Consider the following 16,430-nt stretch of genomic DNA (forward strand, 5'->3'; position numbering starts at 1 on the left):
AGTTTCTGCACGGATTCACCAAAGATTTAATCAATCACGAACTAAATCCATTGTTTGGCTATTCAAAGCAAACAACGGTTACATTACGTGATTCAACTTTAGGAAAAAAACAGACAAGAAACTTGCTTTATAACTCAAGCTAAAGGCAGAGAAGCATAATTTATTTTCTCTCCTTTCTCTTTAGTTCAAGCTCAATGAAACAGGTTTTGTGATTCTAAAATTTGGTTTTGGGTGAAAGCTGCAAACTGTCGATCTAAACCTCTGGAATCTGCAAATTAACCATTGACAAATCAGACTTTTACAGTTAGCAGTCTCACCCATAAAATATCAGCAAACTAAGCAGCTATTTGAGAAAGAACAGGCTTCTCGATCGCAGCAGCTGAATGAACTTCCCAACGAGACAAGTCTAAAACAGGCAAACGACCATTCAACGATTGCAACGCCGTACTAAACACAGGATGTTGCTTAGAAAGCACAATGCCATCACATTCTTTGAGCACTTGATTCAAATCAGAACTTACCAATTGATGAATTTGCGGCAACTGTCTTTCCAAATACTCCAGATTGCTACCTAACATTTTCTCAATTTGCACATCTGGATCGTAAACCATCATCGGCATTCCATCACGCCACAACTCGCGAATCAGCGCAATGATGGGACTTTCCCGCAAATCATCAGTACCACCCTTAAAGCTTAAACCCAAAATAGCAATCTTTTTAGCTTTCAGTTCATGAGCCTTGATTCTCGCCGCCTCAATGTGCAATGTATTAGAAGGTAAAATCGAGTCAACAATAGGCGCTTCCACACCTAAGCGACGTGCATTGTACATTAGCGATCGCAAATCCTTCGGCAAGCAAGAACCACCAAAAGCAAATCCAGGCATTAAATACTTCGGAGAAATATTCAACTTATTGTCTGCACAGACCAATTGCATAATCGCACGGCTGTCCAAACCTAACGCATCACCAATCCGACCGATTTCATTCGCAAAACCCACCTTCAGCGCATGGAAAGAATTATTAATCACCTTCAACAATTCTGCTTCTTCCAAACCCACACGGTAAATTGGCGCTTTAATACTCTCATATAAACCAGCTACCATATCTCCACTAGCAGCATCTAATTCGCCAATTACCGTGTAAGGTGGTTCGTAGAAATCTCTGACTGCCGTAGTTTCCCGCAAAAACTCTGGATTAATTGCTATACCAAAACCTTCTCCAGCTTTACTGTGAGAATATTTTTCGACAATTTTAGCTAATAAATTTCGGGAAACTCCGGGAAATACCGTACTCCGTAATACTACTACATGATATTTATTAGAATCTCGCAGACCTTCCCCAATTTCACGGGCTGCACTTTCAATGTAGGTCATCACTGGAGAACCATCTGGGGCGCTAGGTGTTCCTACGCAAATCAGTGACACATCCGCCCAAGCTACATATTCTTTACCCTTGTTAACTGCTTTCAGGTTGCCTTTTTTGATTCCCGAAGCAATTAAATCATCTAACTCTGGTTCAACAATTGGGCTTCTTCCTTCATTGAAAGCTTTAACTTTCTCGATGTTGGTTTCTACACCAACAACTTCATGACCCATTTCCGCAAAGCAAGCAGATACTACTGTGCCTACATAGCCTAAGCCCCAAACTAAAATTCGCATAATTGCACCTTTTCTATGTTTATACAGGGATGAAATGTTGTTTCGGACTGTCTTTGTCTTCAGAACTCTTCGTCCGTTCTTCTCTGTAAGATTACTGAATTTCCTCTCTGGTTGGCTAGTGTTTTCTCGCAACTTCATCAAAACATCACACTTGTACTTTTCTCTAGTGAAATTGCTTCATAATAACCACACAATCAAGGTATTGCAATACACTAAAACTAGTTAAGTATGTTTGGAATTACTACTTTTGATATACGTAGTTGTACCTATAAAAAAAATTAGCGTTTACTCATTTCAGTAATATTACTGAAATAGGAAAAATAAGCAGTATATCTCGATCGCAATTGTAATTTAAGTAAGTATTATTAGGGTATTAATCCCAGTTCAATCTTATTAGAGATGATAAATTTAACACTAGCAATTACATTGTACAGTAGAAAGCAAAATTTTATTTTATGACTAATAATTGTGTCAACTTCTTTCGTTATGAAACCTTAGTAGCTGGCATAAATGAGATCTTGCACCAGCCCCAAAATCCGCCCGGAAATCAATTTCCAGGCGGGCTAAAAGCGCAGGTGCAAAATCTCAGATAAAAAGCAAATCCCTCCTTTAAAGGAGGGAAGACTAAAAAGAATTTAAAACACTAAGCTGTTACGCATCTAAAAGTCATATTGTAGGGTGCGTCAGATTTAGATATTTCCCTTTCTATATCAGGCTTTACCCTCTGACACACCCTACTCGTTAATAAGCGATCTAAATCAAACTACTTCATGAAGAACCTGTAGGGAGATTAATTCCTTTAATAACTGTATTTACAGCATTCTTTTGGGCAATTTGTTCGTTTAAGCAAAGACTTTCTTGGTGGGAATCTACCGTACTAGAATTCATACAATCAAAATTTCCTTCTATAGCTATGTACTCGACATTTACACCTTGAGTATTGTTAAGTACTAAAGCATGAGGCTGACTCTGTTCAAACTGAATATTTTTTAAAGCAGCTTTCTCTACTCTATCGAGCACAATACTGTCTACTTTGTAGTTTAATTCTGATTCTTTGGGGGGGACGACTTCCAGAGAAAAACGACTAAGTTCCACATTAATCAGTGTGGGAATACTTGAATTATCTTCTGAAACTGTCTCGATTTGGGAACTACTAGCCATAAGATTTTTGCTAAAGTTTGGCGGCTTAATAGTAATAAACGAATCTGGAACTTTTCGGCTCACATGAGCTTTAATTACCGTGCGTCCAGCACCTTGACCTTTAATAATTATATTGCTGCGGTTGATTTCCACAGGCTGAAACAAATCTAGTTCACCAATGGGTAAATTAACTTGAATTAAGCCCTCTTGAGGTAAACTGGCAATTAATTTTTGCAGTGCAGCACCATCATCTTTCCCGTCATTAGGTAAAATCCCGTAGTTAATCGCTTTAACAATTTGCATTGGTGCAGGTTTAGTTTGCACATTAGCGTGCCACCAGAAGTTCGGCAAGTCATCAGGTGGACTGAACACTTTCGCCATTGAACATAAGAAAATGGCGAAGCCAAACAACTGTGCATAGTAAAGAAAGCTAGAAGTGCTGAGTTTGAGCCATTTTCCGAAACCTGTACCAGCAATGTCCGTTTTTTGATTGCCGCGGTTAGACCATTTTTGCTTGGCTAAGTTCATCTGTGTGTAAATCTTGATTAGTGATGAACTCCACTGTGAGGCAAGCATATAGATAAGATGTATTGGTCTGAGATAATCATCTCTACCAAGGGAAAAAATGATTAAACTTAAGGCGCGAGTAAAAGTCAGCCAAGAAAAGATTAAGCCGAGTTTGATCCAATCGCCTGTGAGTGCATAAATAATCATTAATCCAGGTGCAATCAGTGCCGTCCAAATGCTCAGCCTTTGGTCAATGATACAGTACCAAATAAACCAACCTACTTTGTTGGGCCCCAGGAGAAGGGCTCGGCTACCGTTACGGAGCATATTTCCGAACCAACGCCGCATATTTTGGTAAGCTCGCATGGGTACAGATCCAGAGATGGTTTCGATCGTATCTACCATTGCGTCTGGAATGTACATCATGTCGTATCCTTCTTTGAGTACCCAATACCAAGTACTTTTGTCGTCGCCAGAAAGGAATTTAAATTCGCCCCACAACCAATCGTTGAGCATATCTTTTTCTAGCAAGTCGGCGAAGGTGGGATTGAGTGCAGCTTCGGCTCGATATAAGGAGAAACGCCCTGTCAAACACAGCACTTTTTTAGAAAGTCCGTGGGAACACATATATAAGTGTCTTTGGGCGAATCTTAAAACTAGCCATTCTTCAAAAAATTTGGAACCCAAAACTGTGGCACGTTCATCGGTGGTTAATGCACCCATTTTGGGGAACATATTAAAGAATGGTAAGCAACCTTTGAGGACTCCAGGGTTAATTACTGCGTCTCCATCCATTAAACCGACAATGGTGTTTTTTGGCGGATTGGAACGAGCTAATAGTCTTAAGCCTTCTGCTAATGCTTTGCGTTTCCCTCCAGCAGGATCGAGCATTGGCATATATTTAATGTACTTGTGCTCTGGGTCTTCTTCTTCGAGGATTTTACCGATCGCTTCAATTTCCTCCGGCGTGGTGACTACAATTACGATCGTTGGATTAATCAGACTTTTGGCATTGTTGGCGATCGCCCGAAACACCTTATCCGTAATCCAAGGTTTCTCTTTAAAAGTCGGCGCAATTAAACAAGCTGTCGGCAAATCTTCCAAGGGTATTCGGTTCGCTTTCCGTCGCCAACGCGCAAATACCCATTTACGATAGTACCAACCCCGGAGCAAATGAAAGCCAAACCAACTCCACCTAATTGCTCCCAGTGTTCCTACTGATACTGCTGCCCACCCACCATAAACGGATATTTCTAGCTGCGGGCTAAAATAATAGAGTCCGGCAAATCCACAAGCAGAAATCGACAGCAGAGCTAGTAAGTTGAGGTAAAGTTTTGGTGTTTTCCAAGGATTTACTGATGTACTCATATCCCTTTCTAGCCCTCAGTTCTAGACTCTGCCCTTGCGGATTGAGCAATTAAATAAATCTTTGTAAACAAAAAAGAGAGATTTTCCAGAAGTGACTGGAATTTTCCTTTTAGTACTGTTAAAATGAATACCATGTTTATACAGGGATGAAGTTCTCTTGCTGATGGTTGTTAGACAATTCTCTATTGTCTGTACATATCTGTAAGATTACTGAATCCCTTTTCTAACTGACTACCTTTTCTCTATCTCTTCATCAAATTATTACAGTTTGACTGTAAAGTTTTCCACTTCTTCACAAAAATTACACATTTACCAACAATGCCGTCAGTAGTTCCTCGCTAAAAATAGCGGAAAATCGCTGAGATTTGAACTAGGGAAAAATGACGACATTGTGACATTCAAAGATAACTTTGGCAGAAGAAAAATGTAGCTGAGTCAGCTTTGACCGGGTAAGCGGAAATTACTGAGACCCAAACTTTGCCAGCTAGGTAAATCTACTGGCTTCTTTTGGAAAGTTAAACGAGTTAACTGTCCCACCCCACAAAACTGATTAGATTGGGTGTATTGCGGTGGGGGAGGAATTCTGACTGTGACTCTGGCTAGAGGTTGACCTGCTAAGTTAGGGGGCACGCTGGGAGAGAGAGCTTGTGCCTGAGTGGATGGTAACTGTTGAGCGATCCCTTGACCGCTAACTGGCTGAATTAAGTCAATTTCTCCGGCAATAGTTTCAGGATAACCAGCTATTTGCACGCTGACGGGTTTTTGGATTTGCAGACTGCTGACTTCACTGGCGGGAACTACGGCTTCCACCCAAAGTTCGTTGCAGTCTAACATGGTTAAGATCGCTTCGGTCCGGTTGATTTGTTCTCCGGGTTCGCGATCGGTTTTGTAAACAATTCCGGCAAATGGCGCTGCAACTTCGTAATCTTGGCGAGCCAGGTAGCGTTTGGTAGTGCTGACTGGTTGTAGAATCGAATTTGGTTTAAAAGCTTGAGTTTGCTTCAATCGTTCCCTAGCACTATCTAACTGAGTTTTTAGGGTATTAACTAACACCGTTTGCGTTTGAATTAACTGCATTAATTTAGTGCGTTGATCCAAAATGCTGGTAGTGTTGTTATTTATAGTTACGCCTGTTTGAAATGCTCGCAAGGAATCCTTGGCAGCATTTAAATTTGCCTGTGCTTGTTGAACTTCCGCCTTGGCTGACTCCCAAGCAAAACGTAATTGATCCACTTTTTGCTGGGGGACAATTCCATTTTTGAGTAGCTGTGCATAGCGTTCATAATCTAACCGAGCCGCAGTAGTTTTAGCGTTAGCTGCGTCTAAAGCCGCTTTAGCTTGCGCCACTTCTTTATTCGCCAGCTGAACATTCACCTTGCCTACAGAATTATACTGACGATTGATGTCAAGCAATTGACTTTTGAGGATTTCGAGAGTTTGTTGAGCAGAGGTTAACTGAGTCAGATTGGTTTGAACTTCACCTTCAATTTGTAACCGTTGTTGCTGAAATGCGTTCTGTTGTTGTTTTTGGTCTTGTTGGGTACGTTCAATTTGCAAACGAATTTGTTCTTGTTGTGGGCTAGGATCGACACCAATCCGGGCTAAGACTTGTCCCGATCGCACCGATACACCCGGTCTAGCGTAAAAAGCTTTCACATTGCCATCGATCGGAGAACGTAACTGAGTAGTTCGACCATTAATTAAGCCAGATTCAACAATATAGTGCGTCATTCGATAGGAAATTAGACTAACCCCCACACCAGCCGCTGCTAATCCGAGCAAAACAAACATTGTACCTACAGCCAATCGTCGCCAAGGAATCGGCTTCTTTTCTTCCACAGGCGCGGCGACTGACCCTTTAACGTCAACTTTGTCTACCATAATTCGCTATTTACTAGTAATGAACCTAAGAATTCGGCAAAAATCAGCTTCAAAAGTCTTCAATCAGCCACTCGGATGAAAGTTCACCCAAGTCGATCGGAATACTGACGGCTTTGCCCAAACGGGGACGATCGCGTGTCTGTTCCACAAAATCTTGCACCTGTAAACTAGCACCCCAAGCTAACAGGTAACTAGCAACCGTATCTAAACGTGCCATATACTCTGCTTCTGTTAAAGGGAAAGATGCTTGTTCTAAATACTTCCACATTATCTGGACAAAAATCTTGCCCTGAGTCCGCCTTATTTGTATATCGTAAGAGCGTCCCCACTTATTCAGCAACAGTTGACGTAAGTTTGCTCCGGTCATGACCTAATTAAATTAACGTCTTTTGATTGATGTCAATAAATTATGAGAGGGGGATCAAAAAATGTAATAATACCAGATGAAAGTTGTAAACCAGTTTCTCAAAGGATTTTTGGGAGATTGCCCTCACGGGAAATTGCACTTCACCATCCCAATTCCCAAAAGTTTTGGGGTGTGAGTTCCAGGGTAGTTAACGAAAAGATACAGACTCCAGCATAGGTTATGGCTCAAATCTCCGGATCTGCTGACGCACCTGATATGGGTCGTCGTCAGTTTATGAATCTCCTAACTTTCGGCACAATTACAGGAACAGCTTTGGGGGCACTGTATCCCGTTGTCAAATACTTTATTCCCCCCACAAAAGGCGGTGCTGGTGGTGGCGTAATCGCTAAAGATGCTTTGGGCAACGCGATCGGCGCTAGCGAGTTCCTCAATACTCACAATGCAGGCGATCGCACCTTAGCTCAAGGACTAAAAGGCGATCCAACTTACATTGTAGTCACAGAAGACAAGCAAATCGCAGATTACGGCATCAACGCCATCTGCACTCACTTGGGCTGCGTCGTTCCTTGGAATATCGCAGAAAACAAGTTTAAATGTCCCTGTCATGGTTCCCAGTATGACAGCACTGGCAAGGTGGTTAGAGGTCCAGCACCTCTGTCTCTAGCATTGGTTCACGCTAATGTCGAAGACGACAAAGTTAACTTTACGCCTTGGACAGAAACCGACTTCCGCACTGGGGAAAAACCTTGGTGGGCATAGAAATTTTAGATTTTAGATTTGGGATTTTCGATTTATTCAGCAAGTCAAAAATCTAAAGTTTACTAACAGAAGCCTTCAATGTATTGATTAAAAGCTTGTCACGGAATCTATTTGTAACAGATGAAAAAAGCTTGTTTAGCGGCGACGTTGCTGAATAGACAAAAAGCAAGAATCGCCAAACTGTTCTTGGTGGCGATCGCTACTTTAGGACTATTCCTGACCTCCGATTTGGTCTTCCCTCAATCCGCTGCTGCCTACCCATTTTGGGCGCAACAAACCGCACCCGAAACCCCCCGCGAACCTACAGGACGCATCGTTTGCGCTAACTGTCACCTAGCAGCAAAACCCACAGATGTAGAAGTTCCTCAGTCCGTCCTCCCAGACACAGTATTTGAAGCAGTTGTTAAAGTCCCCTACGACACCGCAGCACAACAAGTACTCAGCGATGGATCTAAAGGCGGTTTAAATGTCGGCGCAGTATTGATGTTACCTGAAGGTTTCAAAATCGCCCCAGAAGACCGCATTCCCGAAGAAATGAAGGAAAAAGTCGAAGGGCTATACTATCAACCTTACAGCGAAGACCAAGAAAACGTTGTCATCATCGGGCCTTTACCGGGCGATCAATATCAGGAAATTGTTTTCCCAGTCCTCTCTCCCGATCCTAAAACAGACAAAAATATTCACTTCGGTAAATATGCCGTTCACGTAGGCGGTAATCGCGGACGCGGACAAGTTTATCCCACTGGCGATAAAACCAATAATACCGTTTACAATGCTTCAGTTGCAGGCACAATCTCCAAGATTGCCACAACTGAAGATAGTGGCTACGAAGTAACCATTAAAACTGAATCTGGTGAAACTGTAGTCGAAACTATCCCTGCTGGCCCAGAATTAATCGTTACCGAAGGCGAAACTGTAAGCGCAGGCGCACTTTTGACCAATAACCCCAATGTCGGCGGTTTTGGTCAAGATGACGGTGAAATTGTGTTGCAAGATCCTAATCGCATTAAGTGGTTAATGGCTTTCTTCGCTGCAATTATGCTTTCTCAAACTTTCCTCGTTTTGAAGAAGAAACAAATCGAAAAAGTCCAAGCCGCAGAAATGAATTTCTAAGTTTGGCTTTCGATTTAAATGACAAAATAATAAAAAAGACGGGCAAATGACCCGTCTTTTTTATTGAAAAACTTCAGTGTTACACTTAATATTGATTAGACTAGATAAGAGCGTGCCAAGAATTCCCACATCAGAGCAAAAAACACAATGCTTCAATTTGTGTGTATGGTTCAGTAAACTGTATTTGCCTATCAATATAGTGCGGATTGACGATCGCACAGGCAATATTTTCTTTTTGGCTGGTGAGGAAAATATTATTGAGATCTACCCCAACGGTCAATGGAGGTATGTAAGATGAGCAAACCTAATTTTAAAGCAATGAGTCAGAAAGATTTACAAGCTTACGTTCTTGCTCACCGAGATGACCAAGAAGCCTTTTATGCTTATATAGACAAATTACACGCAGAAGCTACCTGGATCGAAATGCCACCTTTAGAATCAGCTGAAGATCTAGATAATTATCCTGAATTTGTTGAACATATTCGGAAAAGTTCTGAACCACACGATAAAGCAATTTAACAAATCAATAATCATTTTATCTTCTGGATACTAGACTAAACTCCAGCAGTTGACCCGATATCCCTGATTTTATTGGCTATCGGAAAAATATGGGAGCGTGAGAACCCCTAGCTTTTAAGCAGGGGATGAAACGCGACTCAAGGGGATTTATCCCCTTGTATCTCTTTAAGCTATACTAATAAAATAAAAGGAGGTGATGAATCTGTTTAAAACTATTCCAATTAAAGCCAACTTTACCGAAGAAGAAAAAGCCTTTTGGGTTGACCAATGCAAAAACTCAAATAGCCTAATAAACTGTGCTATTTACCATACTCGTCAAACCCACTACGATAGGTTGTCAAGCATGGACAATGCTTTGACAACTTACTGGGTTGGTGATGAATTGCGCTCCGGCTGGAAGGCATACAAATGTCATACAACTTACCAGCAATTAGACAAAATCCTGAAAGAAAATCCCCACTATAAAGCAGTAGCAGCCCAAACAGCACAACAGACATTGCAAACCGTTGGCGAATCAATTAATAGTTACAACAAATTGGTAGATCTTTACTACCAAGGAGAAGTTGACAGACCATCGCTACCTAGATACCGAAAGAAGGGTGGATTGGCAGCAATTACCTTTCCAAAACAAGCACTCATTTATAAAAATGGGTGCTTTTATCCGTCTATAAGCCGGGGAACTAAGCCAGAATTAATAACAGAGATTTCGCTTCCTTTGCCAGAATTTATTGATGTTGACTGGGTAAGAGAAGTGAGAATTCGCCCTAATTTAGGAGGGTTCTGGATCGATTGGATAATTGATGACGGTAAAAAGCCGATTAATATCAATCCAAACTTAGATTACACCCAAGCGTGGGGATTCGATCATGGTGGGACTAATTGGCTGACTGGCGTTTCTACTCACGGTAAAAGCTTAATCATTGATGGCAGAAAGCTAAAATCAATGAATCAAGGTTATTGTCGTTTGGTGGCTAAGTATAAACAAGGCAAATCCGAGTTTTATTGGGATACTAATTTAGATAGAGTGCAGCGCAAGCGTAACAACCAAATGCGCGATGCCATCAATAAAGCTGCTAGGTTTATTATCAATCAATGCTTAAATGACCGAGTAGGAAATTTAGTTATTGGTTGGAATGAAGAACAGAAAAACTGCTCTGATATGGGGAAAAGGAACAATCAAAACTTTGTGGCGATTCCTACAGGGCGGTTAATTGAAAGGCTCAAACAACTTTGTCGTGAGTACGGAATTGCACTCACAATTACCGAAGAAGCCTATACTTCCAAAGCTTCATTTCTTGATGGTGATTCTCTACCAAAACACGGTGAAAAACCCGCAACGTGGAAGGCATCTGGTACAAGAATTAAGCGTGGTTTGTATAAAACAAAGTTGGGTCATCTAATTAATGCTGATGCCAATGGTGCAGCTAACATAATTAAAAAAGTAGCCACACAGCTAGGCTTGTGCCTAGCCGAGGTGGGTAGAAGCAGTTTGGCACTGCCACAACGAATTGATTTAGATAGAAAACTTTCTAAATCATATCGTAAAAAGGCGTTGCGAAGTGTGTCTTTAGACCACGTAGCAACATCCTTTTAGAATCCCCCTTTTTCAAATGGGGGAGATGTCAAGAATTCATAGGCTTACATTGATACAAAAACCGGGTTTCTGAAACTTAAAGAGAAACCCGGTTGATAAGATTCTGCAAGTTAAGAAAGCAACTCGCCAACCAAAAAAACAGCAATTAGCTCGATCGATAAGTGCGATAGATAATATTGGGGAAAATATTATCTATTCCCTCAACCTTTTGCAACCAACCACTATCGATTTTCCCAGCATTGATGTCATCATAAAGCTTATTAAAGCGCATCAAATGCGATGTCTAAACTACAGTAAAAGATATGTTTTCTAGGACTACATTAGGAACATTTCCAGAACCTAAAACCTCTTTAGCATCTAAAATTTCTATACCTACTAACAACTCATTTTTACCAATATTTAAAGCAATTTCCTCAGTTAATTGTAAAGTGCGGCACTGATGCTCACCCTCCGCAAGTCTAATGTAGAGAGCATCAATTTCCGAATCATAAGTAATTTTCATAGATACCTCAAAACTAAAAAGTATAAACCTCTTTCAACTGCTTGCTCTTGAGCGTGATTAGTTAATCTAATTAGTTTCACGTTGGCTTATCCATATTCACAATATAGGGAATGATTAACCGGGTTTCTGGTAATTTAAGGAGAAACCCGGTTGATGAGATTTTGCAAGTTAAGGAAGGGCGTTGGTGTTAGCTGCTGTAGACATTCGCACAGCGAAAACAGCAATTAGCTCGATCGATAAGTGCGATAGTTAATATTGGGAAAAATATTATCTATTCCCTCAACTTTTTGTAACCAACCACTATCGATTTTGCCAGCATTGATGTCATCATAAAGCTTATTAAAGCGCATCAAATGCGATCGCGTCCGCCTCACAGCATAAGGAACCATCGTCCCAGTCCGCATAATAAAAGCCCAATCAGAAGACTGCGCCAACAACAACTCACGCGCCGCCTGATTCAAAGCCCGCCACTCCAACTCATCAGCAGGTTCTCGCTTAGCCAACTCAATCATTCTCTCCGCAGACTTATGCAAATAAGGATAAATCCAAGCATTAGTTTCATTCAACCAATACTCATGAAAACCCTTATAACCCCAACTCGACTGAGCCAACCGAATCACTTGCTGAGTCGGGTACTTCCGCAGATAATCAGCTAAATGAGTCATTTCATAAGTACTTTGGTCATACCAAGACTTACGAAACAGTGAATCTAAAAACCAAGGGCCTTCATACCACCAATGACCGAACAATTCTGCATCATAAGGAGAAAGAACGATCGGTCTTTTCTGCATCACATTATATAGATGCCTCACCTGCTGCTCGCGGTTGTACATAAAATTACCCGCGTGTTCCGCAGCCTTTTCCCGCGCCCAATAGGGGTCATAAAGAGCCTTCTCACCCAAACCTAACCCCCGACCAGTGATTTTATGGTACTTAATCCCAGTATTCTTCCGCTGACCATTGGGCATAATGTAAGGCTTAATATACTCATATTCCGCCTCCCAACCCAAATCCTTGTAAAATTCCCGATATTCAGGATCTCCAGGATAACCCAACTGAGAAGACCAAACCTGGTGTGAAGATTCATGGTCCCGACCAAAAGCCGCAATACCCGACTCCGTAAACACCGGAGTATAAGTACCAAACCGCGGACGAGGACGACCATAAAGCATCGCGTGCCCATCAATAATGAAATAGCGTAAACCAGCATCAGCCAGCATTCGCTCCAAACCATAATAATAAGCACATTCCGGCAACCAAATACCTCTAGCCGGACGACCAAAACTTTCCTCGTAATGTTCGCAAGCAACCTTAATCTGCGCCCAAACTGCTTGCGGGTACATATTCATTAAAGGCAAATAACCGTGAGTCGCCCCACAAGTAATCACCTCCAAATTATTGCTGTCTTGGTATTGCTTAAAAGCCTTCACCAAGTCACCACCATAACGTTCCCAGTACTCGCGAGTCTGTTGAAAATCCTTAGCATAGAACTCAGACAAGTACTTCAAATGACCATGATGACGGTTATGTTCGATTTCCTTTTCAGCCAGTTCTTGTAACTTAGCTAAGTGTTCGTCATAACGTTCTTGCAACAAAGAGTCGCGCAGCATCGACACCAGCGGTGGTGTCAGCGTCATGGTGATTTTGAAATCTATACCGTCTCGCTTTAATCCCTCAAATATCCGTAACAAAGGAATGTAAGTTTCTGTAATGGCTTCATAAAGCCACTCTTCTTCTAAGACATAATCACTCTCAGGGTGCCGCACAAAAGGTAAGTGGGCATGAAGAACAAGGGCAAGGTAGCCAATAGCCATAGTGAATCAGCCGTGTTGAAATTGGGTCAAACTGCGGCAGTAAAGGGAAGCTTTTGCAGTATTTTAAGATTTTAGTCGAAACCAGTGGGAGAAGAGAAATCTAGTAGCAACTTTGCTAAAATTTGCTGATTTGATTGGGGATTGGGGAGTTTTGAGTTGTAGGGGCGGGTTTAGCAGAAAATCCTTGACTCACAGCAGAAGAATTAACAACAAAACCCGCCCTGGAGAGACTTTTGAGTTAAGAAGTTTTCTTGCCCCCCTGCCCCTCTGCCCCTCTGCCCCCCTGCCCCCTGCCCCCCTGCCCCTCTGCCCCCCTGCCCCCCTGCCCCCCTGCCCCTCTGCCCCCCTGCCCCTCTGCCTAAATTTAGCGATCGCTTCCCTCAAATTTCATTAAAATTCCTGTATGTTGTCGAGCACTGTGGATTTATGCAATTACAACGATTATCGCCTACCCTAGTCAGCGAAAGAGAGGAATTAACCTTAACCTCCTCACTGGACCCAGTGCAGTTGAGCAACATGAAAAGCCAACTAGACGAAACATTTCTAGCTTTAGAAGCATTGGCAGGAGTTGACGAACAAGCAATACTGACAGCAGCAAGCCAGTTAAATATGCCATCAGCAGAAGAGAGAATGGATATTTGGCAGAGAAATCAGCCGGAGAATGAAAGATTGAATCTGGAAGATTTGCGATCGCTAACCCTAATTATCAATCATCTAGCCAAACAACACCAAGAACTAATTCGCCGCGCCGTAGCCCTCCTCGAACAACTAACAGAGGAACAACGAGAACTGCAAACCTCCAGTTTGCTAAACGACTACATCAACACCTTCAGCAAGCTATACTCTGAGGGCATGAAACACCAAACCATATTATCAAAAGAAGCCTTAACTCAACTGGCACTCAAAAAAATAATGGATTTACTTTTCTACAGCACATCCAGCGGACATCAGCGCCTCTGGTTCTCCCTCTTAGAAAAAACCCACCCAGAACCTCAACAAAACCTCTATCCGTAAGATGCGTTAGAGACAACATAACGCACCATTCCACTTAATTTTAGTATCAGTGCGTAAATCCTCTTAACTCAAAACCTAAGAAATTAGATTTCCCTGACGAATTCAACCATAACCATTATGTCTTCCAACTCACTTCTGCGACGCTACACCCCACCTACCTGCACCCTGGAAATAAATTCCCAAGGCTTACCCCTATTTCGCTGGGTTGGTCGTTCAACACTCAAAAACCTCAACTTTTCCCTGAACTTCGACGACCCAAGACTACCCGAAGAACAGCGAATCACCATTCATGGCGACAAAACCCAACTAGAAGCACTTCACCAAGAAGTAAAAACATACATTCAAGAATTTCTCGTCCAAAAACCAGAAAACTTCCCCGGATGGCATTCCGTACTCACCGCACCAGAACAAACACCAACCACCACCGAAGCCACAAATACACCCTCATTTACTGACCAAAGTGAAATTGCTCAGTTACAACCAGAGGAAAACGAGATTATCAACATCTCTCCTGAGCAGGACTTCGCAAGCGAACTACCAGAAACAGCCGCAACTAACCCACATCCCGCCCCAGAAGAGAATTATCAACCAACTACTGCCCCTGACACAACCAACTTACCCCCACAAAATCTGCAATTCCCACAAGTAAATAGCGGCATTTACTTACAACCTCGCAACTTACTTTCTCACGATTTATTCCTGGGCTCTTTAGCTACTCCAGAATCAGGGCGAGCAATTAACCTGAGTTTGCTACAATTATTCGACCTAGCCACAGCCCTAGAAGAATACACAGCCGAACAAAAAGGTTTACCCAATAATCGCAGCACCTCTGGGCGAAAACTTCCTCCCTACTGGGCAATCTCTGCCGCAATGGTAGCAGTAACAGTTGGCTTAACCGCAGGTGTTGCCAAAATGCTAGACCAAGGAAAGCGCACTCCAGAAACAGCACCCGCCGTTATTAACCCCACAACAGACCCAAATAATCTTAATCCTGCACAGCCACAAGTCGCTGCCATTCCCTCACCTTTACCTGCACCAACCCCCGGAGTAGTAGTAACACCACCTGGAACTTCTCCCCAAACTCTACCATCTCCACCCGGACTACTAGGCAACCAAACCCCTAATCCCACTTCGCCAGGAAACAACACCCCCGGTACTCCGGCTCAAATTCCACCTCTGAGCATCACTCCTAATACTTCTCCCGGAGGATTGCCAGCCGGAACTTATCGCATTGGTAACTTACCAACTGGCACACCCAGCGTTCCGTCTAATTCTGGTGTAACATCTCAAGGAACAATTAATATTCCTGTAAATAACAATACAACACCGACTAACACGAAAAAATCACCCGTCAATTCCACACCAGCAACTCAAGTAAAACCGCAAACTAGAAACAATCAACAAACTAGAAACGCTCCACAAACTACTTCTCCTAGCCCCACTTCTATACAAATGTTTCCCAGAGAAACACCAGCGCCACTATCACCAATACTGTCCAACCTTTCGACAACACCGCTAGCTACAACTCCCTTAAATTCTGGTTCTGAGCCAAACACCCAAACTCAAGTGAAACCGAGTCCCGCCGCCAAGCCAAAGCCAAAAGAAAATCCTCAGTTGGCTGGATTAGGTCATCACTTGGGAACTTCTACTGCTGAACCTTTGTTTTCTAATACACTCAGAGGACAGCAAAATGGTCAAGCTACAGAAACAGTCGATAAAAAGGATTCAGAAGTTACAGCTAGCGAAACTTCTGGGAGTCCGACTGTGGCGGCTTTGGCTAGTGACACTACTCCCAAGAATAGCTCGGCTAGAAATGCTAGTGGTAATAACTCTCTGTTCGATCAAATACCACAAGTGGCGGAAGCTAGACAATTTTTTCAGCAACGCTGGCAACCACCTTCTAGTTTGACTCAAGATCAAATTGAGTATACTTTAGCTCTTAATGCTGACGGTACGATTAAACAAATAACTCCCAGGGGACAAGTAGCACAGATTTACTTAGACCGGACTCAAATGCCTTTGGTGGGTGAACCTTTTGTTTCTCCGGTGGAAGGAGGACGAACTCCCGAAATTCTGTTGATTTTGCACAAGAATGGTAAGGTGGAAACCCGTTTGCAGACTTTGAATTGATTTTCTTCTATTTATCTCTGTAAGGGTGAAGCATTCCGGCAATAATTTGTTGGGTAACGGAATG

14 protein-coding genes and 1 pseudogene are annotated in these 16,430 nt (G+C 42.4%); 8 read left to right on the top strand and 7 right to left on the bottom strand.

What is annotated here, in order from left to right; all coding sequences use genetic code 11:
• Positions 1 to 335 precede the first annotated feature (335 nt).
• Positions 336 to 1,658 (bottom strand): nucleotide sugar dehydrogenase, encoded by a 1,323-nt coding sequence (locus ACE1B6_RS27065; RefSeq protein ID WP_413260409.1) that lies wholly within the window; start codon positions 1,656 to 1,658, stop codon positions 336 to 338.
• 455 nt (positions 1,659 to 2,113) lie between these two features.
• Between ACE1B6_RS27065 and ACE1B6_RS27070 the strand changes: the two genes are divergently transcribed.
• A complete protein-coding gene (locus tag ACE1B6_RS27070; protein WP_413260410.1) occupies positions 2,114 to 2,251 on the top strand; it encodes a hypothetical protein in 138 nt (45 codons plus the stop codon).
• A gap of 175 nt (positions 2,252 to 2,426) precedes the next feature.
• Here ACE1B6_RS27070 and ACE1B6_RS27075 read toward each other — a convergent pair whose 3' ends face one another.
• The 3 genes from ACE1B6_RS27075 to ACE1B6_RS27085 form a co-directional block, all read right to left on the bottom strand.
• Complete coding sequence (locus tag ACE1B6_RS27075) at positions 2,427 to 4,673, bottom strand: glycosyltransferase (RefSeq protein WP_413260411.1); 2,247 nt, start codon at positions 4,671 to 4,673, stop codon at positions 2,427 to 2,429.
• 435 nt (positions 4,674 to 5,108) lie between these two features.
• Positions 5,109 to 6,554, bottom strand: a complete 1,446-nt coding sequence (locus ACE1B6_RS27080; protein ID WP_413260412.1) for an HlyD family secretion protein — start codon at positions 6,552 to 6,554, stop codon at positions 5,109 to 5,111.
• 49 nt (positions 6,555 to 6,603) lie between these two features.
• Positions 6,604 to 6,921 carry a DUF3067 family protein gene (locus ACE1B6_RS27085; RefSeq protein ID WP_413260413.1) on the bottom strand — a complete coding sequence of 106 codons (318 nt, stop codon included), beginning with the start codon at positions 6,919 to 6,921 and terminating at the stop codon, positions 6,604 to 6,606.
• A 219-nt stretch (positions 6,922 to 7,140) separates the two neighbouring features.
• On the opposite strand from ACE1B6_RS27085, the gene petC reads away from it, so the two are divergent.
• The 5 genes from petC to ACE1B6_RS27110 all read left to right on the top strand — a co-directional run bounded on the left by petC (position 7,141) and on the right by ACE1B6_RS27110 (position 10,906).
• Entirely contained in the window at positions 7,141 to 7,680 is a 540-nt protein-coding gene (petC, locus tag ACE1B6_RS27090; RefSeq protein WP_413260414.1) for a cytochrome b6-f complex iron-sulfur subunit, read from the top strand.
• 120 nt (positions 7,681 to 7,800) lie between these two features.
• Positions 7,801 to 8,793, top strand: a complete 993-nt coding sequence (gene petA / locus ACE1B6_RS27095; protein WP_413260415.1) for a cytochrome f — start codon at positions 7,801 to 7,803, stop codon at positions 8,791 to 8,793.
• Positions 8,794 to 8,905: 112 nt separating this feature from the next.
• Positions 8,906 to 9,091 carry a DUF6888 family protein gene (locus ACE1B6_RS27100; protein WP_413260610.1) on the top strand — a complete coding sequence of 62 codons (186 nt, stop codon included), beginning with the start codon at positions 8,906 to 8,908 and terminating at the stop codon, positions 9,089 to 9,091.
• Entirely contained in the window at positions 9,088 to 9,312 is a 225-nt protein-coding gene (locus ACE1B6_RS27105; protein WP_413260416.1) for a DUF6887 family protein, read from the top strand. Before ACE1B6_RS27100 ends, ACE1B6_RS27105 begins: the two co-directional genes overlap by 4 nt.
• A gap of 202 nt (positions 9,313 to 9,514) precedes the next feature.
• Positions 9,515 to 10,906: an RNA-guided endonuclease InsQ/TnpB family protein gene (locus ACE1B6_RS27110; RefSeq protein ID WP_413260611.1), complete on the top strand. Its 1,392-nt coding sequence runs from the start codon at positions 9,515 to 9,517 to the stop codon at positions 10,904 to 10,906.
• 145 nt (positions 10,907 to 11,051) lie between these two features.
• Here the strand turns inward: ACE1B6_RS27110 and ACE1B6_RS27115 are convergent.
• From ACE1B6_RS27115 to ACE1B6_RS27125, 3 genes and pseudogenes are all read right to left on the bottom strand, one after another.
• A pseudogene (locus ACE1B6_RS27115) lies at positions 11,052 to 11,186 on the bottom strand (1,4-alpha-glucan branching protein domain-containing protein); the annotation flags it as partial.
• 3 nt (positions 11,187 to 11,189) lie between these two features.
• The gene (locus ACE1B6_RS27120) at positions 11,190 to 11,408 is read right to left on the bottom strand and encodes a DUF2283 domain-containing protein (protein WP_413260417.1); all 219 of its coding nucleotides are present in this window, start codon (positions 11,406 to 11,408) and stop codon (positions 11,190 to 11,192) included.
• 224 nt (positions 11,409 to 11,632) lie between these two features.
• Complete coding sequence (locus tag ACE1B6_RS27125) at positions 11,633 to 13,222, bottom strand: glycoside hydrolase family 57 protein (protein WP_413260418.1); 1,590 nt, start codon at positions 13,220 to 13,222, stop codon at positions 11,633 to 11,635.
• A gap of 426 nt (positions 13,223 to 13,648) precedes the next feature.
• Here ACE1B6_RS27125 and ACE1B6_RS27130 point away from each other — a divergent pair, with 426 nt between their 5' ends.
• Complete coding sequence (locus ACE1B6_RS27130) at positions 13,649 to 14,236, top strand: DUF3038 domain-containing protein (RefSeq protein WP_413260419.1); 588 nt, start codon at positions 13,649 to 13,651, stop codon at positions 14,234 to 14,236.
• 117 nt (positions 14,237 to 14,353) lie between these two features.
• The gene (locus ACE1B6_RS27135; protein WP_413260420.1) at positions 14,354 to 16,366 is read left to right on the top strand and encodes a DUF4335 domain-containing protein; all 2,013 of its coding nucleotides are present in this window, start codon (positions 14,354 to 14,356) and stop codon (positions 16,364 to 16,366) included.
• Positions 16,367 to 16,430: the final 64 nt, after the last annotated feature.

It is taken from the genome of Floridaenema fluviatile BLCC-F154 (genome assembly GCF_041929135.1).
In the GTDB taxonomy this organism is placed as follows: Bacteria; Cyanobacteriota; Cyanobacteriia; order Cyanobacteriales; family Aerosakkonemataceae; genus Floridanema; species Floridanema fluviatile.

Excerpts from the sequence above, each read along its gene's own strand:
- ACE1B6_RS27070 (WP_413260410.1), top strand. The coding sequence starts at position 2,114 with ATGACTAATAATTGTGTCAACTTCTTTCGTTATGAAACCTTAGTAGCT.
- ACE1B6_RS27085 (WP_413260413.1), bottom strand. The coding sequence starts at position 6,921 with ATGACCGGAGCAAACTTACGTCAACTGTTGCTGAATAAGTGGGGACGC.
- ACE1B6_RS27125 (WP_413260418.1), bottom strand. The coding sequence starts at position 13,222 with ATGGCTATTGGCTACCTTGCCCTTGTTCTTCATGCCCACTTACCTTTT.
- petC (WP_413260414.1), top strand. The coding sequence starts at position 7,141 with ATGGCTCAAATCTCCGGATCTGCTGACGCACCTGATATGGGTCGTCGT.
- petA (WP_413260415.1), top strand. The coding sequence starts at position 7,801 with ATGAAAAAAGCTTGTTTAGCGGCGACGTTGCTGAATAGACAAAAAGCA.
- ACE1B6_RS27075 (WP_413260411.1), bottom strand. The coding sequence starts at position 4,673 with ATGAGTACATCAGTAAATCCTTGGAAAACACCAAAACTTTACCTCAAC.
- ACE1B6_RS27120 (WP_413260417.1), bottom strand. The coding sequence starts at position 11,408 with ATGAAAATTACTTATGATTCGGAAATTGATGCTCTCTACATTAGACTT.
- ACE1B6_RS27080 (WP_413260412.1), bottom strand. The coding sequence starts at position 6,554 with ATGGTAGACAAAGTTGACGTTAAAGGGTCAGTCGCCGCGCCTGTGGAA.
- ACE1B6_RS27105 (WP_413260416.1), top strand. The coding sequence starts at position 9,088 with ATGAGCAAACCTAATTTTAAAGCAATGAGTCAGAAAGATTTACAAGCT.
- ACE1B6_RS27130 (WP_413260419.1), top strand. The coding sequence starts at position 13,649 with ATGCAATTACAACGATTATCGCCTACCCTAGTCAGCGAAAGAGAGGAA.
- ACE1B6_RS27065 (WP_413260409.1), bottom strand. The coding sequence starts at position 1,658 with ATGCGAATTTTAGTTTGGGGCTTAGGCTATGTAGGCACAGTAGTATCT.
- ACE1B6_RS27135 (WP_413260420.1), top strand. The coding sequence starts at position 14,354 with ATGTCTTCCAACTCACTTCTGCGACGCTACACCCCACCTACCTGCACC.